Raw genomic sequence first — 19,906 nt, forward strand, 5'->3', positions numbered from 1 at the left:
ATCAAGCCAGCGGTTCAGTCGCTGACCCAGTGAGTGACTCGGTGACCCAGTAACTGACCCAGTAAGTGACCAAGTTGAGTTCCGCGCGACCGCCCCGACAGGGCCGCGCTCGCCTGCTTCAGCGGCCGCTGCACGGCGGTTCGACCGGCTCGGTCGCCGAACCGCCTCGCTTCTCGCGCGCTCGCAAAGCCCTGGAGTAAAAGAACGCGAGCACCAGCCCCGCCGCCGCGATGCCCACGGCTATCGTCAGCGTGTGCGCGAACGCCGACGCGTACGCCGGGGCCTTCGCGAGCCCTGCCGCCGTGTCCCTGAGCACGTCGGCCGAGAGCACGCCCACGAACAGCGACGACCCGATGGCCGAAGCTATCTGGACGGCCGTCGAGTTGATGGAGGCGCCGTGCGGGTACAGGTCGGGCGGCAGCTGGCCGAGCGCCGCGGTCTTGGACGGGGCGACCACGAAGCCCGCGCCCGCGTACACCGCGGCCGAGGACGCAACCACCAAAGCGACCAGCAGGCCCTCCGCCGAGAAGAACGCGCCAGCCTGCCCTATCAGCACCAGCACCAGGCCGCCCGGCACGAGCGGCCATATGCCCCACCGGTCGAACACCTTGCCGCCCAAAAACGTGAACGCCGCGTTCACCAGAACGGGACCCATGAGCAGCATGCCGGCGAGGAACGGCGTGTACCCCAGCGCGCCCTCGTAGTACAGCGGAAGCAGGATGCTCATGGAGAAGGACGTGAGCATGCCCACCATGACCAGCACGATGCCCGCCGCGAACCTCGCATGGCCCAACGGCCGCAGGTTCAAAAGCGGGTCGTCCAAAACGAGTTGGCGCCAGACGAACAACCCGAGCACCGCCGCGCCGGCTACGAGGGCCGCGATCGACGGCGCCGGATCGTGGGTGACCTCCCCCAGCCCGTACATGAGCGCCCCCAGACCCACCGGGCCGAGCACGACGCTGAGAAGGTCGATGGAGGAGCGCTCCGTCGCGCGCGTCCCATGAATCAAGAAGTATCCCGTCGCCAGCAGCGCAAGGGCCATGACGAGCGGCGTGACGAACAGGGCGCTCCAACCGAAATACGTCAGCACCAAGCCCGACGCGGTGGGGCTCACTGCCAATCCCACCGCGATGACGCCGCTGTTCAACGCCAGGCGGGCGCCCCTGCTCCCGGCCGGCGAGTTCGTCATGATGGCGCTGGTCACCAGGGGGAAGAACAGCCCCGTGCAAACCGCCTGCACCAGACGGCATCCGAACAGCGTAGGGAAATCGGGGGCGAGCAGGGCCAGCCCGCTGCCCAGGGCCATCGCTCCGCAGCCCGCGAAGAACACCCGGCGCAAACCGAAGCGTTTGAGCAGGAAGGCCGACAGCATGATGGACGTGGCGGCCACCACCATGTACCCCACGATCAACCAGTTCGCCACGGAGAGCGTGACGTCGAAGCGGCGCGCCACCTCGGGCAGGGCGGCGTTCATCATGCTCTGCCCGAACGACGCGGTGAACGAGCATCCCAAAAGGGCGGGCAGCAGCGCGCCCGCAGCGCCCTTTCCCGACTCCGCAGCCTTGCCCATCCGACCCTTCTTTCCGCGCTCTCCGCACCATCTTAACGCCGCACCAAGGCGGCCAACCTCCTCAGTCTAGCGACGGCCCGGCAGGAAGACGAAAACTCCCCAGAGGCGCTACGATACGGTAATCGAGCCGATCGTCTCCTGGCACAAAATCCACCGTTCGAGGTTCGACGGACGCGTATAATGGGCGCGTGCGCAGTCGGGCGCATCGGCGAAGGAACGGGAGGGCGCATGGACGTTGACGTCGGCATCGCCCTCGACTCCCTATCCGTCGTGTTCATGCTCGTCCTGGTGGGGGGCATGTGGGGCTCCCGCGCCAAAAGCGCGTCGAGCAAGCTCTACTTTTCGCTGGTCGTGGCCGTCATCGTCCTTTTGTGCTCCGACATCGGGTACATGGCCCTGCTCGGCAACGAGGAGGCGCGCGGCGCGCTGACGGCCGTGAAGAGCCTCTACTTCGTTGCGAACGCCGCCGTCATCTGGATCTGGGCGATCTACGTCGACTACACGGTGCTCGGAGACCGCACGCGCTTCAACGCCTTCGGAAAGCTGTGCACCGCCATCTTGGCCGTCAACCTCGTCCTGGTCGCCATCAACGCCGTCACCGGCTGCATGTTCTCCATCACCAAAGCCGGAACGTTCGAGGCGAACCCCGCAGGCATGTGGGCGTTCACCACCCTCAACTACCTGAGCGCCATCGTCATGCTGGTGGCGCTTCTCATGCACAGCGCCGAGATCAGGCGCGGGGTGCTCGTCCGCTTCGTGCTGTTCCCCATGATCCCCTTCGCGGCCGAATCGGTTCACCTGGCCGACCCGAGCTTGGTGCTGACGTGCTCTTACGCCGTTTCGGCGCTGATGGTGTTCCAAATATCCCAAAGCAACCTGGTGTACACCGACGAGCTGACGGGGCTCGGCAACCGAAGGCGGCTGACCGACCGTCTGAGCCGCTGGTTCCACGGCGTGCAGAACGCCGCCGTATGCGGGATCATGATCGACCTCGACGGCCTGAAGAGCATCAACGACACGCACGGGCACGCCGCGGGCGACGAGGCCCTGATTTTGGTGGGCGACGCGATCCGCGCGAGCGCGCCCAGGGAGTCCGTCGCGGTCCGCTACGGCGGCGACGAGTTCATCATAGCGTGGAATGCGGACGAAGGGCCCGAACCCGAGGCCGTCGCGGCGCAGCTCGAAACCGAGAAGGCGACGGCGAACGAGCGCCCCCGCCCCTGGGGGCCGCTCGACTTCAGCGTGGGGTTCTTGCGAAGCGACGCGGCGTCGTGCCCGGATCCCGAGGCGTTCGTCGAGCGGCTCGACGCGCTCATGTACGAGGCGAAGCGCCTCAAGAGGCCCGTCGGCTCCGGGCAAGCGCAGACGGACTGAACTCTACCCCTTCCGCTTCGGCAGCTGCAGCGCGGCGGCGGCGTAGGCCATCCAGCTGCGCGGGACCAGGCGCGTGGCGAACACGAGCGCCTTCGGCACGATGCCGGGCACGCAGAGCGTCTTGTTCCAGCGCAACGCCCGCAAGCCGGCTCGCGCGACGCGCGGGGCGCCCATCGCCGCGTGCGCGAGCAGCGTCTGGCCGGCGTCGGCCGCGTTCCAGAACTCGGTGCGCACGGGGCCGGGACACAGCGCGGTCACGTGCACGCCGGAAAGCCGCAGCTCGGCGTGAAGCCCCTGCGTGAACGTTTGGACGAACGCCTTCGAGGCGTAGTAGGTGGACATGAAGGGGCCGGCCATGAAGCCGGCCATGGACGCGACGTTGAGGATGCCTCCCGCGCCCCGCTCGACCATGCCGGGGGCGAACGCGCGGCACAGCTCCACGACGGCGGCGACGTTGACCTGCATCAAAGCGCGCTGACGCGCAGGGTCGCTCTCCACGAAGGGCGCGTCGCAGCCGAAGCCGGCGTTGTTCGCCAGCACGTCCACCTCGAGCCCCAGCTCGTCCACCGCGGCCTTGACGCGTCCCGCCGCGCCGCGGTCGGAAAGATCCTGCGCCACCACCTGCGCCGCGATGCCGTAGGCCCCTTCCAGCTCCGACGCCGCCTCGCGCAACCGCTCCTCGCTGCGCGCGACGAGGACCACGTCGCAGCCGTCGGCCGCGAGCAGGCGCGCCAATTCCAACCCGATGCCTCCCGACGCGCCGGTGACGAGCGCCACGCGCCTTCCGTCCGCCTTCGCCGCACCCGCGCCCGCCATAGCCGCCTCCTTCGCTCGCCTGCCGCCAGCATAGCAAAACGCGCGGACGTGCGCGCGGCACAAGGCGGAAGCGAAACGCAACGGCAACCGCAGCGGGCGAACCCGCGGCGCCGAACGATCCAAGCGGACGCAAGAACCGACCGCCGGGCCGTGCGGGCATGCCGGAGCCGACCGCCCCGTCCGCAGGGGCCGATCGGCGAACCCGCGACCGCCGCCCGTGCGCTCGATGGAGGCTTTGTCGCGTTCCGAGCGAATTTTGTCATGTTCTCGGCAAATTCCCACCGGCCCGGCCGGACGCATGGCATACTGTCCCAGCCGAATTCGAGCACCCGTGCAAACATCGTCCGGAAAGGAACCGCGCCGCCCATGAAGAAGAGCCTCCTCGCCCTCGCCAGCGGGTCGTTCGCCCTCGGTTTCGCCGAGTTCGTGATGATGGGCATCCTCGCGAACACGGCCGCCGGGCTGAACGTGAGCGTGCCCGCCGCCGGAGACTTCGTGTCCGCCTACGCCCTGGGCGTGTGCGCGGGCACGCTGTTCCTGGTGTTCGGCCGGCGCGTGCCGCCGAAACGCCTGCTGCTCTTCTTCGTCGCGCTCGTGGCGGCGGGCAACGCCTCGGCCGCCCTCGCCCCGAGCGCCGAGGCCCTCGTTGCGGCGCGCTTCGTGTCCGGACTGCCGCACGGGGCGTTCTTCGGCACGGCCACCATCGTGGCCAAGGAGCTCGCCGACCCCGGCCGCGAGGGTCGGGCCGTATCCGTCATGGTTCTGGGCCAGACGCTCGCGAACATGCTGGGGGTGCCCGGCGGAACGCTCTTGGCGAGCCTCGTGTCGTGGCGCGCGGCTTTCCTGTTCGTCGCCGTGTGGGCGGTGGGCTCCCTCGTCTTGGTCGCGCGCTTCGTGCCGCGCGTCTCCCCTATCCCCGACGCAGGGCTGGCAGGCCAGTTCCGCTTCCTGAAGAAACCTGCGCCCTGGCTGATCATCGGGGCGGTGCTGCTGGGCAACACCGGCATCTTCTGCTGGTGGAGCTACGTGTCGCCCTGGCTCACCGACGTCGGGGGCTTCCCCGCCGTCGACCTGCCGGCGCTGCTCGTGCTGGCAGGGCTGGGCATGGTGGCGGGCTCGCTCGTGGGCGGAAGGCTTGCCGACCGCACCACGCCCGGCAAGATGGCGGCCCTCGGGCAGGCCATCGCCGGAGGCGTGCTCGCGCTGATATTCCTGTTCTCGGGCGCGCAGGTTTCGGCCGCCGGGCTCATGTTCCTGTGCTCGTTCGGCATGTTCTTCGTGTCGAGCCCCCAGCAGCTGCTCATGGTGGAAGTGGGCCGGGGCGGCGGCGAGATGATAGGGTCGGCCTGCGTGCAGGTGGCCTTCAACCTGGGCAACGCCTTCGGCGCGATGATCGGCCAGGCGGTGCTGAACGCCGGGGCCACCTACGCGTGGCCGAGCCTGGCCGGCGTGCCGTTCTCGCTGGCGGCCGTGGCGTTGCTGGTGGCGTTCTTCACGCGCTACGAGCACCGCTACCGCGGAGGCGGGCCGCGACGGGCTCAAGAGGCCCCCGTCGGCCCCAGCGCGCAGCGGGCGTGACGCGCCCCTAAAGCGCAAGCAGCCCCTGGCTTGCCAGCAGGTAGCCCAACGCGGCCACCCAGAGCACAGCCGTCGCGACCCGCACGGCGTTCGGCACGCGCAGGTTCTTGGAAGGCAGCATGAACATGGCCACCAGCCCGCCCAGCGCGCCGCCCAAATGCCCGCTCACGGATATGCCCGGCACCAGGAAGGTGTACGCCACGTTGACGGCGATGATGGTGAGCATGCTCTTGCTGTACTGGGCGAACACCGAACGGTTGCCCTTGTGCAGAAGGCCGAGCAGGGCAACGGCCACGAACAGGCCGAACACGCTCGTGGAGGCGCCGGCGCTCACGGTGGCCCCGCCGCCCAGGAACACGTCGGCCGCGTAGGACACGGCGTTGCCCGTGATGCCGCCCACGAAGTAGAGCGCCAGGAAGTTCCCTTTGCCCAGCACGCGCTCCAGCACCTCGCCCACGCTGTAGAGCGCCACCATGTTGAAGCCCAGGTGCATGAGGTCCATGTGCAGGAACATGGGCGTGACGAACCGGTACAGGTCTGCCGCCGACTGCACCCACGGCGCGTACATGGCGCCCATCTCCACGAGCACCCGGGTCGATATGTTCACGCGAAAACCGGACAGCACGGCCTCGACGGCGAACACGGCGACGTTGAAGGCGATGAGGCAGAGCGTGACCATGCGGAAGCGGTTGCGCTGGAGGAAACCGCGCTGGTTCTGCTTCATCATCCGCTTCAGCTGCTCGTCGTCGATCACGTTGCGGGCGGGAATCGGCGCGCTGCTCTGGTCTTCCGGCACGGCTTGCTCCTTGGGGAACGGCATGGCTGCTTGTTGTTTCTACGGCATCCTACCACGACCGCCACCGGTTCCGCGTTACGGTTGAATCGACGACAACCCCTCGCCCGGCCGCCGAGGGCGGCGAAACCACAACCTCTCCACTTACGCCGGCTTGAAGATTCCGCTAGGATGAATGCGATACGAACGTCTGCGCCTATTTCTCACGGAACCGAACACGAACCGAATACCGTCGCCGCCGCGCGACCCCGCCCCCGTGCGCCCTGGTGCGGGAGGGCTCGGCCGCGCACGGCATCCCGCACCCAGAAAGAGGTACCAACCGCATGAGTTCAACCCCCATCCGCAACGCGGCAGCCGTGCTTTTCACCGTGGCGTTCGCCACGCTGCTCGCCACGTTCAACGAGACGTTCCTCAACGTCGCCCTCACGCCCATCATGGCCGACTTCGGCATCGACGCCGGCACCGTGCAGTGGGTGACCACCGCCTACATGCTGGCCGCCGCCGTCATGGTGCCCGTGACCGGCTTCCTGTACCGCAGCGTGCCCACGAAGCGCCTGCTGATCGTCGCGCTCGCCTTGCTGCTTGCCGGCACCGTCGCGGGCGCGTTCGCCCCGAGCTTCCCCGCCCTGCTCGCAGGCCGCATCGTGCAGGCGCTCGGCACCGGCATGATCGTGCCCATCGGCATGAACCTGACGCTGGCCGTGGCGCCGCAGGGCAAGCTGGGAACCTACATGGGCGTGGTGAGCGCCATGACCACGCTCGGACCCGCGTTCGGCCCCATCGTCGCCGGCGCCGTGCTGGCCGCAGGCAGCTGGCATATGCTGTTCGCGGTGTTCGGCGTGCTGGTGGTGGCGTGCCTGATTGCCGCCGTGGCGTTCGTGCCCGACGCGGCGGAGCTCACGAACCCCAAGCTCGACCTCGCGTCCACGGTGCTGGTGGGCCTCGCGCTCATCGGCATCCTCTACGGCATCTCCACCGCGTTCTCGGGCGCGACGGCGATTGCGGCGATTGCACTCGTCGCGGGCGTCGGCTGCCTGGTCGGCTTCGTCGCGCGCCAGCGCGTCGTTCCCGAACCGCTCATCGACCTGCGCCCGTTCTCGAACCGCGGGTTCGTCTGCGGGCTTCTGGTCATCGTCATCGCGCTCATGACGGTGTTCTCCATGAACATGATCCTGCCGCTGTTCATGCAGGGGTCGCTGGGCTTCTCGGCGCTCGACGCGGCCATGACGCTGCTGCCCGCGTGCGTGCTCTCCTGCGTGCTGGCGCCCGTGGCCGGCAAGGTGTACGACCGGTTCGGCCTGCGCCTCATGCTGCCGGCGGGCCTCGCGCTCATGACCGCGTTCGGGTTCGCGCTGTCCACGTGCACCGAGCAGGCGGGCTCGCTTCAGATCGTGGCGTTCTACGCGCCCGTCATCATCGGTTGCGCGCTGTCCATGGGGCCGGCGCAGAGCTTCGCGCTGTCCAGCCTGAAGCCCGAGCTGTACCCGCACGGCGTGACCGTGGTGTCCACGTCGTTCCAGATCGCCGGCTGTCTGGGATCGTCGCTGTTCGTGGGCGTGCTCTCCGGCGTGCAGGCCGCCTCGCTCGCGCAGGGCGCGGACGCGGCCGTCGCCACGGCCGGCGGGTTCCAGACGGCGTGCCTCGTGGCCGTGGCGCTGGGCGCGGCGGGCTTCTGCCTGTCGTTGGCGCTCGGCCGCATCGAGCGGAAGCGCCGCGCGAAGAACGCGCCCGCGGCGAAGGCGGCCGCGCAAGCTCTGTAGGGCGAAGGCGCCCGGCGAGCGGAACGGATGCGACCCCACGGGTTCTCGGCAGCTCGGCAGGCGCGATCCCTCCGCCCTGTCCGCTCGCCTGCAAGTCGACGTTCGGCGCAGGCGCCCCTTCGCCCGCGCCGCGCTGTCGGGTACAATGCGGCGTGCGGGCACCAAGCCGGAGGAAGCCGGCGTCGAGCACCCCGCGGGCGAGGAGGCGCGCATGCGCAAGATGAGCGACAAGGAGTTCGAGGACGCCGTCGAGGAGGCGCTGGAACGCATTCCCGCGCGATTCCTGGAGGCGCTCGAGAACGTGGCCGTGGTGGTGGAGGACGAGCCGAACGACTACCACTGGGACGCGCTGGAGGCGCCCGACTCGCTCGGTGCGGCGACGTGCGGCGACGAGCTGCTCGGGCTCTACGACGGCGTGAACCTGCTCGATCGGGCCGACGGCTACGACGGGGACCTGCCCGACGTCATCACCGTGTTCAAGGGCCCGCACGAGCGCTGCTTCGGCTCGCGCGAAGAGATCGTCGAGGAGATAGGCAAGACGGTCGTCCACGAGATAGGCCACTACTTCGGCCTCGACGACGACCGCCTGTACGAGCTGGGCTACTAGCGCGGCAGGCGGAGCATCGCCGATAACAGGGGGAGGGGGCTTTCACCCCCTCCCCTCGACGCCGTGCCTCAACCGGTCAGTCCCGCTGCGGCCGCACGATGACGGCCTGATGCGGCCGGAGCTTGGCCGCGAGCACGTCCGTTCCGTCGGCGGCGCTCACACGTCCCGCCTCCGCCAGATGCTCCAGCTCGCTGCGCGAAACGCCCAGCTTCTTCCGCAGCACCTCGGCAAGCCGCATGCCCGCAAGGGGCCCGCCATCGATCTCGACCCGGCAATCCTCGCCGTCGTCGGGCGCGGGGCCCTCGACGACGAAGGACACCGGGGCCCGCCGCGCGCCGTTGCGCTTCAGCAAGCCCGCGTCGAGCGAGCATCGAAGCGCCAGTCGAGCGTCGTTGCCCAGGAACCGGTCCAACTCCTCGCTGCCGATGCTCCCCGGCCGCGCACGGCCCACCACGGAGCAGTTCCACACCGCGCCGCAGGTCGAGCACCGGTAGATGAGCCATACGTCCAAGCGTTTCTTCTGGGCGTTCACCCGAAACGCACCCGTGGACGAGAACGCCGCGTCAGCACCGCATTTCCCACAAGCGCGCAGGGCGGCCGGCGCCTCGGCCGGCGCCACGCGCCACGCTATTGTTTTCATAAGGGGTTTTGCCTTCCTTCGCAATCCGATCGCATTCGAAAAGGAAGGCGGGCACAGGCGGAACGACGCTGTTGTTCAGCTTTTTCATAGGGAACCTCTCTGATTGTCTCGACCGGAAAAGCCCATCGCAAAGCAACCGCGCGTCAGCGCGACGGCAGGCAGGGCAAGGTGTGTCGCGTGGTTTACCGGTTGGGAGGAACGGTCATGAGAGAGGTCCTTTCAAGGGAACGAGCCGTTCGCGGCTCGGGCGCCATCATAACGGACCGGACGGCGACGCGTCAACCGCACAGGTAGCGCACCCGCTTTCACCTTGCCTTGCCCTAGCGTCAGGGACAGAGAGAACAACCATCTTGGCACTATATTGACCGATTCTCTGCATGCGAACCTGCTCTCGATTAGCGCTGATTTACGCGATCTGGGCAAACGATCAGCGTGGGCGGCAGGTGACGGGTGGTGAGAGCGTTTTCAGTCCGAAACGTGCAGAGAATCAGTCATTACTGTGCCAAACGTGGGGCCGGTCTGCGATCCGGAAGAGTCGAACCGGTCCGTCAGCCAAGACCGGCCGGAACCGAGCGAAGGGGCACGCCGTTGCGTCCCTTCGAGGCGAGCGGCCCTGCGCCCATTCAAGCGACCTGCAAGGTCGAGCAATCGCAGGCCTCTGCCACGCCAAGTCGTTGCGCGCTCTTGCACTTTCCCTGTTGCGGAGCGCCGCGCGTCCGTTCACGCACGCCCCGGCACGGGCGCCCCCGCTCCCGCCAGGTCGGCCAGGGTCACACCGTCCACGTAGCGCTCGATGACGTCGTCGAGGCCCGCCCAGAAGCGCACCGTGGTGCATGCGTCGGAGCGCGGGCACGTCGACCCCTCCTCCAGGCTTTTGCAGGCCACCGGCGCCGTCGTGCCCTCCACGGCGCGCAGCACGTCGCCTGCGCGCACCGCGTCGGGGTCCTGCGCAAGGGCGTAGCCGCCGCCCTTGCCGCGCACGCTGCGCAGCAGACCGGACTGCACGAGGGGTCGCGCCAGCTGCTCCAGGTACTTCATCGAGATGTCCTCGAGCTCCGCCGCCTCGCGCAGGGACACCTTCCCTCCCGGGCCTGCTTGCGCTATGCACACCATCAAGCGCAGCGCATAGCGTCCTTTCGTCGATACGAGCATAAAACCGTCCTTTCGTCCCGCGCCATCGGAGCCCGACGTTCTCGTTGCGCATAGGGCGCGGCCGCTTGCGTAGCCCCGCCGCATCTCCAACGTAGCCGCGCCCGGCAACTCATCACGTTTTCAGCGCCGTTGCGTCCGCTGAACCCCGACGCTCCCTCGCGCCGTCGCGTTCGACGCCTCGAGGCGCCCACGCCCTCGGCGCCGTCAACACTCGGCGACCCGACATGCGCTCGGCACGACCGCGCAACGCCCCGACGCGTACTCGATGCGGTTACCCGTTCGAAACAACCACTCCCTGAACGTCGCCTCACCCACGGGACAGCGATACGCTGGCCGAGCGCGATCGCCCGGCAGCTTTCCGATCGCCCGCAGCGCGCTTGCAGTAAATTCTAGTGAAATAGTAGGATTAAGTCTTGACTTTTATCCTGCGCAATCTATTTTAATCATAGCAAAACTATATGATTAATGAAAGGCATGCGACATGGCAGACGAGCACACCATCAACCAAACGCCCGAAACGGGCGCTGAAACCCTCCTTTCCGTCCAGAACCTCACCGTCTCGGCCGACGGCAAGACCATCCTGCACGATGTCGACCTCGCCGTGGGCGCGGGCGAGACGCACGTGATCATGGGACCGAACGGCGCCGGCAAGTCGACGCTCGGGCACGTGGTCATGGGCGATGCCGCCTACGACGTGGAAGACGGCGCCGTCGTGTTCGACGGCATTGACGTGACCGACCTCTCCCCCGACAAGCGCTCGCGCGCAGGGCTGTTCCTGAGCTTCCAGGCTCCCGTGGAGATACCCGGCGTGCCGGTGTCCAGCTTCCTGCGCGCGGCCGCCGCAGGGCGCGAAGGCGTGGGCGACTTGAAGGGCAAGCAGTTCCGCAAGCACGTGCGCGAACTGGCCGGAGAACTGGACATGGACCCGGCCTACCTGGACCGCGAGCTGGGCGTGGGTTTCTCCGGCGGCGAGAAGAAGAAGCTGGAGATGCTGCAGCTGCTGCTTCTGCGCCCGAAGCTGGCCATCCTGGACGAGACGGACTCGGGGCTGGACGTGGACGCGCTCGGCGTGGTGTCGCGCGGCATCGACGCCTACCGCCGCACGGCGGACGGCGCGCTGGTCATCATCACGCACAACACCCGCATCCTGGAGCACCTGGACGTGGACCGCGTGCACGTGATGGTGCGCGGGCGCATGGTGGCCGAGGGCGACGCGTCGCTCGTCGCGCGCATCGACGAGCATGGTTTCGAGCAGTTCGAGCAGGCCGCGCCCGACGCGGCCCCCGACGAGCGGGCCGAGGCAGCGCCCGTCGCCGCGGCCTGTTAGGGAGGCCGCCCCATGGAAAAGAAACGCACGCAGGTCGACGACATCGACCGCAGCCTATACGACTTCGCCGACGACGAGGCGGGAGCCGAGCGCCTGGACGCCGGCCTCACGCCCGGGATCGTCCGCGAGATCTCGGCCAAGAAGGACGAGCCCGACTGGATGCTGGACTTCCGCTTGCAGGCGCTCGACACCTACCTGCACATGGCCGCCCCCGACTGGGGCCCGGCGCTCGACGGCCTGGACATGGACCACATCGTGACGTACGTGAAGCCGAACACCGAGCAGCAGAGCGACTGGGAGAGCCTGCCCGACGACGTGAAGAACACGTTCGACCGCCTGGGCATCCCCCAAGCCGAGCGCGCCTACCTGGCGGGCGTCGGCGCGCAGTACGACTCGGAGCTGGTGTACCACAACATGCAGGACACGGCCGCGAAGCAGGGCATCGTGTACTCCGGCATCGAGGAGGCGCTGCACGACCCGCAATGGGAGCCCCTCATCCGCAGCAAGTTCATGACGCTCATCCCGCCCACCGACCACAAGTTCGCCGCGCTCCACGGCGCGGTGTGGAGCGGCGGCTCGTTCGTCTACGTGCCCGCGGGCGTGAAGCTGGACTTCCCCCTGCAGAGCTACTTCCGCCTGAACGCGAAGGGCGCCGGGCAGTTCGAGCACACGCTCATCATCGTGGAGGACGACGCCGACCTGCACTTCATCGAAGGATGCTCGGCCCCGAAGTACAACGTGGCCAACCTGCACGCGGGCGCCGTGGAGCTGTTCGTGGGCAAAAACGCGCGCCTGCGCTACTCCACCATCGAGAACTGGTCGAAGAACATGTACAACCTGAACACGAAGCGGGCGCGCGTGGACGAGGGCGGCGCCGTGGAGTGGGTCAGCGGGTCGTTCGGCAGCCACGTGGGCTACCTCTACCCCATGTCCATCCTGGCCGGGCGCAAAAGCACCTGCACGTTCACCGGCATCACGTTCGCCGGCGCCGGGCAGAACCTGGACACCGGCTGCAAGGTGGTGCTGGCCGCGCCCGACACCTCGGCGGCCGTCGAGACGAAGTCCATCTCGAAGGGCGGCGGCATATCCACGTTCCGCTCGTCGGTGGTGGCCACCGAGGCCGCGCACGGCTCTGCCGCGAGCGTGTCGTGCCAGTCGCTCATGCTGGACAACGCCAGCCGCAGCGACACCATCCCCGCCATGGACATACGTTGCAAGAACGTGGACATAGGACACGAGGCCACCATCGGCCGCATCTCCGACGACACCGTGTTCTACCTCATGAGCCGCGGCGTCTCGGAAGAGGAGGCCCGCACCATGGTGGTGAACGGCTTCGCCGAGCCGGTGTCCAAGGAGCTGCCGCTCGAGTACGCCGTGGAGATGAACAACCTCATCAAACTCGAAATGGAAGGGGCGATAGGATAATGGCTGCCACACCTGCGGCGTCCGCGAACGCGGCGCCGACCATCACCTTGCACCACGTGAACGCCATGCCGGCCCCAACGTGGCACCGCCTGCGCGTGAACGAGACCGGCGTCGAGTTCCCCGCCGATCTGCGCGCCGAGCCCGACGTGCAGGTGGAAGCGCCGCAAGAGCTCCTGGGCGAACCGGGGGCCTTCGAGACGGCGTTGAAGCGGCTCGAAGCGCACCTGAAGTCGACCGGCGAGCTGGCCGCAGCGTCGCCTGCGGGCGCCGTCGCCGACCCCCTCGACCAGCCGGCCCTCTCCGCGTTCCAAGCCGCCTCGGCGACCGTCGAGGCGTCCGGCTCCCTCGAGCGCGCCTTCGAGACGGGCATGGGTTCGGAGGCCTTCGCGTACCTGCGCGAGGCGGCCGGCGAGCCCGTCGTCATCGCCACGGCACCGGGCCAGCAGGGCGCCCGGGCCGCCGTGCGCGTGCGCGGCGTGGACGGGGCGGCGAGTGCGGCCGCCGTCGACGTGGTGGCCGCCGAGGGCAGCGACGTTTCCGTGAGCATCGCGCTGGACTCCCCCGAGCCAGGCGCGGGCGCGGTGGGCTGCTCGCTGCGCGTGTTCGCCGGACGCGACGCGCGCGTGAGCATCACCTCCACGCAGACGCTCGACCCCGCCTGGATCGCACTGGACGACACCGGCATGATGCTGGACGAACGAGCCCGGGCGGACGTGCGCCACACGGTGCTGGGCGCCGGGCAGTCCTACACGGGCCTGGCCGGCGACCTGCGCGGCGAGGAGGCGAAGGTCGCGGTGGACACGCGCTACCTGGGCAGCGGCGCGCGCGAGCTCGACTTCAACTACGAGCTGCGCCACCACGGCGCCAAAACCGAGAGCGCCATGAACGCGAACGGCGTGCTGGCCGGGGCGAGCTCGAAAACGCTGCGCGGCACCATCGACTTCGTGCGCGGCTGCAAGGGAGCGAGCGGCCAGGAGGTCGAGACCGTGCTCATAGCCGACGAACGCGCCGCCAACCGCACGGTGCCCGTCATCCTGTGCGGCGAGGACGACGTGGCCGGCAATCACGGAGCCACCATCGGACACGTGCGGCCCGAGCAGCTGCTGTACCTGGCCAGCCGCGGGCTCTCGCCCGAGGCGGCCGAGCAGCTGTTCCTGCGCGCCACGCTGGAGGAGGCGGCGCTCTCCGCCCCCGACGACGCAACCCGCGCCGGCGTCGCGCGCCTGGGCCGCGCGTTGCTGGAAGACTTCGAGGAGGAGATAGCATGAGCACCGTGATGGAATCGACGAAGGCGGCCCCGTCGGGCGCCGCGCTTCGGGAGGACCCCGCCGTCCTCGACAAAACCGCCTGCGCCATAGCCGACGCGGCCGCCGCGGCCGCCGGCTCCAGCGCCACGGCGCGCCCGGCGGACCCCGCCGACATCGCGGCGAGCCCGTTCAAGCGCGACTTCCCGCTACTGGCGAACCATCCCGAGCTCGCCTTCCTGGACAGCGCGGCCACCGCGCAACGCCCCAAAGCGGTGCTCGACGCGCAGCGGCGCTTCTACGAGGAGATGAACGCCAACGCCCTGCGCGGCCTGTACCGCCTGTCGATGGAGGCCACCGAGGCCATCGAGGTGGCGCGCGAGCGCGTGGCTCGCTTCATCGGCGCTCCCAGCGCCCGCGACGTCGTGCTGGTGCGCAACGCGAGCGAGGCCCTGAACCTGGTGGCGAAGGCGTTCGCCCCCACCGTGCTGGGCCCGGGCGACGAGGTGTGCATCACCATCATGGAGCACCACTCCAACCTCATCCCCTGGCAACAGGCCTGCCGGGCGGCGGGCGCGAGGCTCGTCTACCTCTACCCCGACGAGCAGGGCGTCATCCAGCCCGAGGAGATGGACGCCAAGATCGGGCCGCGCACGAAGATCGTGGCCGCCGCGCACGTGTCCAACGTGCTGGGCATCGAGAATCCCATCGCCGAGCTGGGACGGCGCGTGCACGCCCGCGGCGGCTACCTCGTGGTTGACGGCGCGCAGTCCGTGCCCCACATGAAAGTGGACGTGCAGGCTCTCGATTGCGATTTCTTCGCGTTCTCGGCCCACAAGGCGTTTGGGCCCTTCGGCATGGGGGTGCTTTGGGGCAAGCACGAGCTGCTGGAGGCCATGCCGCCCTTCCTCACGGGAGGCGAGATGATCGACAACGTGACCGAGCAGGATGCCCAGTGGGCGCCCGTGCCCGAGAAGTTCGAGGCCGGCACGCAGGACGCCGCCGGCATCTACGCCACCGCGGCGGCCATCGCCTATATGGAGGCCGTCGGGCGCGACGTGATCGAGCAGCGCGAGCGGGCGCTCGTGCGCGACTGCATGGAGAAGCTGGCGGAGCTGCCCTACGTGCACGTCATCGGCCACCCCGACCCCGACCAGCACCACGGCGTGGTCAGCTTCAACGTGGAGGGCATCCACCCGCATGACGTGGCCAGCATCCTGGACATGCAGAACGTGGCCATCCGCGCGGGGCACCACTGCGCCCAGCCGCTGCTGGCGTGGCTGGGGCAGGAGTCGTGCTGCCGCGCGTCGTACGCGTTCTACAACGACGAGGCCGATACCGACGCGCTCGTCGAGGGCCTGAAAACCGTTTGGAGGACGTTCAATGGCGAGTAACATCTACACGGCGGCGCTCATGGAGCACAACGCCCACCCCGACTACAAGTACGACATGGACGCGCCCACGTCCACGCTCGACGGCGTGAACCCCAGCTGCGGCGACGAGCTTGTGCTGGCGCTGCGCGTGGAAGACGGCGTCATCGAGGAGGCCGCCTTCACCGGCCACGGCTGCGCCGTGAGTCAGGCGTCCGCCGACATGATGGCCGACCTCGTGACCGGCGAGACCGTGGAAGAGGCGCGCCGCCTGATAAGCCTGTTCCTCGCCATGGTGAAGGGAGAGGAGCTCTCGAGCGCCGAGCGGGAGGATTTGGACGAGGCCGCCGAGCTGGAGTCCATCAGCCGCATGCCCGCCCGCGTGAAGTGCGCCGAACTGGCCTGGCGTACCTTGGAACGGATGCTGGACGAGCAAGGCCCGCAATCGGTTTGAGCGCGCGGCTTGACGCGTCGAAGTCGGTTCCTCGAAGCACGATGCCGGTGATTCGATGTCGTACTTTTGGGCAATTGCGGATATGCCGATCGATGCAAAAGAAGAGTATGACGGTTTGATGTCGCAATTCGTGATATCAAACACAGGCCATGGGCGGGGAGGAACGTGCAAGCTGCCCCTTGTGTTCGCGGAGCAGGGATCACGACCCTCGTGCAAAAGGCGAGCCAAGAAATGATCCTCATCGACAACTACGTCGATCTTGGCACGCTGAACATCCTCGCAAAGAAGAGGGATTCAAGCAGCAACTTGCCTAGTAACTGACTTACGAGTAAGATACTCGTAAGTCAGTTACTGCAAAGGAGTGTTGTCATGTTCGTAGGTCGAGAGGAAGAGCTGGGCGTGTTCGAGCGCTTGTACCGAAAAGGCGGCTTCCAGATGGTCGTTCTCTACGGGCGCCGACGCATCGGGAAAACGACGCTGCTCGACAAGTTCTCCGAAGGCAAGCCCACCCTGTACTTCACCGCGCAGGTTCAAAGCGCCGCTTTGAACCTGCGCGCCTTTTCTCGAACGGTTTACCAATTCTTCGATCTGCCCGTCGCCACCGGAGCGTTCGAATCGTGGTCGGACGCCTTCTCCTTCGTTGTCAACCGAGCGAAGTCGGTGCCCAAGCCCATCCTCTTCGTTTTCGACGAGTTCCCGTACGCCGCCGAGTCCGACCCCTCGCTTCCCTCCACCTTGCAAATCGCCATTGACCACGAGTTCAAGGACACCAACCTGCTCCTCGTGCTCAGCGGAAGCAACGAAGGGTTCATGGAAGGGAAAGTCTTGGGGAGGAAAAGCCCTTTGTACGGGCGCCGCACCGCGCAGATCAAGCTGCAGCCATTCGACTACCTCGACGCCGCTCGCATGATGCCCGCGAAATCCGATGAGGAGCGCATCGAATACTACGCCACTTTCGGAGGCACACCCTACTACCTTTCCCAAATTGATCCGGACGCCTCGTTCGAAGAAAACGTCGAGCTGCAATTCTTCAACAAGGCCGGACTCCTCTACGAGGAGCCCATGATGCTTTTGCGCCAAGAGCTGCGCGAACCGGCGAACTACAATTCGGTGATGAGCGCAGTGGCAGGCGGCGCGACCTCTCCCAAGGAGATCGCCGAAAGCGCCGGGATCGAGCAGAATTCCATTGGAAAATACCTCAAGACGCTCGAAGGGCTCGACCTGATCGAGCGCAGCGTCCCGTTCGGCGACAACCCTGAAAAGTCGCGTAAGTCCATGTATTCGGTGCACGACCCCTTCTTCGCCTATTGGTATCGGTTCGTGAGCCGCAGCGTGGGCGCCATCGAAAGCGGGGCGGGGCATGCGGTCGCGCAAAGAACCGCGTTCGGAGAGGCGTTTTCCGCGTACGTGGGCAAGCGGTTCGAAGCCGTCTGCCTGCAATGGCTCATTCGCCGCAATCGCCAGGGAAGCCTACCGTTTTTGGCCTCCTCGTTCGGACGATGGTGGGGCACCGACCCCGCCGCGCACGAGCAGACCGATATCGACGTCATCGCCGCCGACAAGCCGTCGAAGAGCATCCTGCTCGGCGAGTGCAAATGGCGGGAATCCTTCGACGAGACGGAGGCGCTGCGAAAGCTGGAAGCGCGCGCTTCGCTCGTAAAAGGATACGACAGGCACTCGTTCGCGCTGTTCGCCAAGAAGCCCCTGGGCAATGTGACGAAGAAAAAGCACGCCTCGCGCGACGATCTGCTCCTCGTTTCAGCCGCAGACCTCTTCGAAGACCTGTAGGAAGCGCGACTCGACGAGGAAGGCTTTGCCGCGGCTGTCGTGGTTCTTCGACGCGACAGGAACCTCGCGGAGGTCGAGGGGTTCGATCTCCGCTTCGAACCAGCGAACATGCACCGCCGACCCGTCGTGGACGAGTATCAGATTTAGTTAGCCTTTCAAACTAAATGCTTCTCGATAGCCCATGAAAGCGATATACTTTCTTGGCCCCTCCGACATGAAGGGGATGCGTCCGGCCCCGCGTGCCGGACGTTTCCGTCGAAAGGAATCGAACCATGAAAGCACTCGCGAAGATCAGCGACTTCGCGGGAAAGTACATGGCGATCATCGCGCTCGTCGTCGCGATTATCGCCCTGGTCTTTCCCGAGCCCGTGTCCGCCGTCGTCAAAACCAGCTACGTGAACCTGCTGCTGGGCGTGGTGATGTTCGGCATGGGCATGACGCTCAAGCTGGCCGACTTCAAGGTAGTGTTCACCAAGCCCAAGGCCGTCGTCACGGGGGTTCTGGCGCAGTTCGTCATCATGCCGGTGCTGGCGTTCCTGCTCACCGTGGTGTTCCAGCTGCCGCCCGAGCTGGCGGTGGGCGTGATACTGGTGGGCTCGTGCCCCGGCGGCACCAGCTCCAACGTCATGACGTACCTGGCGCGCGGCGACGTGGCGCTGTCGGTGGGCATGACCGCGTGCACCACCGTCCTGGCCCCCGTCGTCACGCCGTTGCTGGTGCTGCTGCTCGCCGGCCAGACGGTCGACGTGAACGTGGTGGACATGTTCCTGTCCATCGTGCAGGTGGTGCTCGTGCCCATCGCGCTGGGCTTCCTCATCAACTACTTCTTCGAGAAGGCGGCGGCCGCGTGCGCGAGCGTCCTTCCGCTCGTGTCGGTGGTCGGCATCTCGCTCATCATCATGGCCGTGGTGGCCGCCAACCAGGCGAAGCTGCTCACGGTGGGCCCGCTCATCATCGCGGTGGTCGTGCTGCACAACGTTCTGGGCTACGCGCTGGGGTACCTCGCCGGCCGCGTCCTGCGCCTGTCGAAGGCGCAGCGGCGCACGCTGTCCATCGAGGTGGGCATGCAGAACTCGGGCCTGGCCACCTCGCTTGCCACCGTGCACTTCGCTGCCATGCCGCTGGCCGCGGTGCCCGGCGCCGTGTTCAGCGTGTGGCACAACATATCCGGAGCCGTGTACGCGAACATCCTCGCCCGCTCGGCCGGCAAGGACGAGGGGGACGCGGCGGACGACGCCGAGCGCGCGACCGCCTAGGGACGGGCGGCTTCGCCCGCCGTCGGCTCGAACGCAAGGCGTGCAAAACAGCGCGATGAGTCCGATGCCGTTCCCCGTCCCGACCATGGCATCCCGCAACCGGCGCGCCGATCCGGGGACCGAACGCGGAAAGGGGCCCGCTCTTCGGCAGCGCCCCTTTCCTTCCGCATCGCCGGCAGAGAACCGCTGCCGGTCGGCCCGCGCCGCTACTCGGCCCAGTCGTGGATCACAGCCTCGATGTTGTTGCCCTCGAGGTCGTACACGAAAGCCGCGTAGTAGCCGGGATGGTAGTCGCGCGGGCCGGGAGCGCCGTTGTCGGTGCCGCCGGCGGCCAGCGCCGCCTCGTAGAAGGCTTTGACCTGCTCGGCGTCCTTCGCAAGGAAGGCGACGTGGGCCGGAACGGGCTCGCTACCCTCGGGAAGCGGGGCCACCCACACGTCGCCCGGCTCGCCCTCGACACGCAGCTGCAGGCCGCCGGGATACTCGATGCCCTTCTCGTAGCCGAGCGGGGCCAGCGCCGCCTCGTAGAACGCCTTGGCTCCCTCGACGTCCTTCACCTTCACGCTCATATGGTCGATCATCGCGATCCTTTCTCTCGGGAGATGCCGTCGCCGCCAGTGTAGCACGGACCCGCAAAGGCCGAAGGTTTCACCCTCTCTACGCCGACGGCCGACAGGCAAGGGACCGCGCAGGGTCGAGGAAACTCGTGTTCGACGAGCGCGCAACGGCATGGAACGGCACCGGCAAGGGAC

General features: G+C 67.6%; 17 protein-coding genes. 11 read left to right on the top strand and 6 right to left on the bottom strand.

Annotated features, from left to right (window positions below):
- Positions 1-118: 118 nt before the first annotated feature.
- Positions 119-1,570 (bottom strand): MFS transporter, encoded by a 1,452-nt coding sequence (locus C1878_RS14285; RefSeq protein WP_114602278.1) that lies wholly within the window; start codon positions 1,568-1,570, stop codon positions 119-121.
- Between the two features lie 228 nt (positions 1,571-1,798).
- Between C1878_RS14285 and C1878_RS14290 the strand changes: the two genes are divergently transcribed.
- Positions 1,799-2,944, top strand: a complete 1,146-nt coding sequence (locus tag C1878_RS14290; protein WP_158539832.1) for a GGDEF domain-containing protein — start codon at positions 1,799-1,801, stop codon at positions 2,942-2,944.
- Between the two features lie 3 nt (positions 2,945-2,947).
- On the opposite strand, the gene C1878_RS14295 is transcribed toward C1878_RS14290, so the two are convergent.
- Complete coding sequence (locus C1878_RS14295) at positions 2,948-3,760, bottom strand: SDR family oxidoreductase (RefSeq protein ID WP_114602280.1); 813 nt, start codon at positions 3,758-3,760, stop codon at positions 2,948-2,950.
- A 366-nt stretch (positions 3,761-4,126) separates the two neighbouring features.
- Between C1878_RS14295 and C1878_RS14300 the strand changes: the two genes are divergently transcribed.
- Positions 4,127-5,338 (top strand): MFS transporter, encoded by a 1,212-nt coding sequence (locus tag C1878_RS14300; protein WP_114602281.1) that lies wholly within the window; start codon positions 4,127-4,129, stop codon positions 5,336-5,338.
- Between the two features lie 7 nt (positions 5,339-5,345).
- Here C1878_RS14300 and C1878_RS14305 read toward each other — a convergent pair whose 3' ends face one another.
- A complete protein-coding gene (locus C1878_RS14305) occupies positions 5,346-6,134 on the bottom strand; it encodes a rhomboid family intramembrane serine protease (protein ID WP_241963765.1) in 789 nt (262 codons plus the stop codon).
- 320 nt (positions 6,135-6,454) lie between these two features.
- On the opposite strand from C1878_RS14305, the gene C1878_RS14310 reads away from it, so the two are divergent.
- Together C1878_RS14310 and C1878_RS14315 are read left to right on the top strand one after the other, a co-directional pair.
- The gene (locus C1878_RS14310; RefSeq protein ID WP_114602283.1) at positions 6,455-7,891 is read left to right on the top strand and encodes an MFS transporter; all 1,437 of its coding nucleotides are present in this window, start codon (positions 6,455-6,457) and stop codon (positions 7,889-7,891) included.
- A 211-nt stretch (positions 7,892-8,102) separates the two neighbouring features.
- A complete protein-coding gene (locus C1878_RS14315; protein ID WP_114602320.1) occupies positions 8,103-8,498 on the top strand; it encodes a metallopeptidase family protein in 396 nt (131 codons plus the stop codon).
- Positions 8,499-8,574: 76 nt separating this feature from the next.
- Here the strand turns inward: C1878_RS14315 and C1878_RS14320 are convergent, their stop codons facing one another.
- A complete protein-coding gene (locus C1878_RS14320) occupies positions 8,575-9,138 on the bottom strand; it encodes a DUF1062 domain-containing protein (protein WP_114602284.1) in 564 nt (187 codons plus the stop codon).
- A gap of 720 nt (positions 9,139-9,858) precedes the next feature.
- Positions 9,859-10,290, bottom strand: coding sequence for an Rrf2 family transcriptional regulator (locus C1878_RS14325; RefSeq protein WP_114602285.1), 432 nt, complete (start codon positions 10,288-10,290; stop codon positions 9,859-9,861).
- A 481-nt stretch (positions 10,291-10,771) separates the two neighbouring features.
- On the opposite strand from C1878_RS14325, the gene sufC reads away from it, so the two are divergent.
- From sufC to C1878_RS14360, 7 genes are all read left to right on the top strand, one after another.
- Entirely contained in the window at positions 10,772-11,617 is an 846-nt protein-coding gene (gene sufC, locus C1878_RS14330; protein WP_114602286.1) for a Fe-S cluster assembly ATPase SufC, read from the top strand.
- Positions 11,618-11,629: 12 nt separating this feature from the next.
- Positions 11,630-13,042 (top strand): Fe-S cluster assembly protein SufB, encoded by a 1,413-nt coding sequence (gene sufB / locus C1878_RS14335; protein ID WP_114602287.1) that lies wholly within the window; start codon positions 11,630-11,632, stop codon positions 13,040-13,042.
- Complete coding sequence (locus C1878_RS14340) at positions 13,042-14,310, top strand: SufD family Fe-S cluster assembly protein (RefSeq protein ID WP_114602288.1); 1,269 nt, start codon at positions 13,042-13,044, stop codon at positions 14,308-14,310. The genes sufB and C1878_RS14340 overlap by 1 nt, the downstream gene beginning before the upstream one ends.
- On the top strand, positions 14,307-15,680 hold the full coding sequence (locus tag C1878_RS14345) for an aminotransferase class V-fold PLP-dependent enzyme (protein ID WP_241963766.1): 1,374 nt from the start codon (positions 14,307-14,309) through the stop codon (positions 15,678-15,680). The genes C1878_RS14340 and C1878_RS14345 overlap by 4 nt, the downstream gene beginning before the upstream one ends.
- Positions 15,670-16,110 (top strand): Fe-S cluster assembly sulfur transfer protein SufU, encoded by a 441-nt coding sequence (gene sufU / locus C1878_RS14350; RefSeq protein WP_114602289.1) that lies wholly within the window; start codon positions 15,670-15,672, stop codon positions 16,108-16,110. Before C1878_RS14345 ends, sufU begins: the two co-directional genes overlap by 11 nt.
- A 369-nt stretch (positions 16,111-16,479) precedes the next feature.
- Positions 16,480-17,898: an ATP-binding protein gene (locus C1878_RS14355; RefSeq protein WP_114602290.1), complete on the top strand. Its 1,419-nt coding sequence runs from the start codon at positions 16,480-16,482 to the stop codon at positions 17,896-17,898.
- 272 nt (positions 17,899-18,170) lie between these two features.
- Positions 18,171-19,154 carry a bile acid:sodium symporter family protein gene (locus C1878_RS14360; protein WP_114602291.1) on the top strand — a complete coding sequence of 328 codons (984 nt, stop codon included), beginning with the start codon at positions 18,171-18,173 and terminating at the stop codon, positions 19,152-19,154.
- Positions 19,155-19,360: 206 nt separating this feature from the next.
- Here the strand turns inward: C1878_RS14360 and C1878_RS14365 are convergent, their stop codons facing one another.
- Positions 19,361-19,735 carry a VOC family protein gene (locus tag C1878_RS14365; RefSeq protein ID WP_114602292.1) on the bottom strand — a complete coding sequence of 125 codons (375 nt, stop codon included), beginning with the start codon at positions 19,733-19,735 and terminating at the stop codon, positions 19,361-19,363.
- Positions 19,736-19,906: the final 171 nt, after the last annotated feature.

The organism is Gordonibacter sp. 28C (assembly GCF_003339845.1).
In the GTDB taxonomy this organism is placed as follows: domain Bacteria; phylum Actinomycetota; class Coriobacteriia; order Coriobacteriales; family Eggerthellaceae; genus Gordonibacter.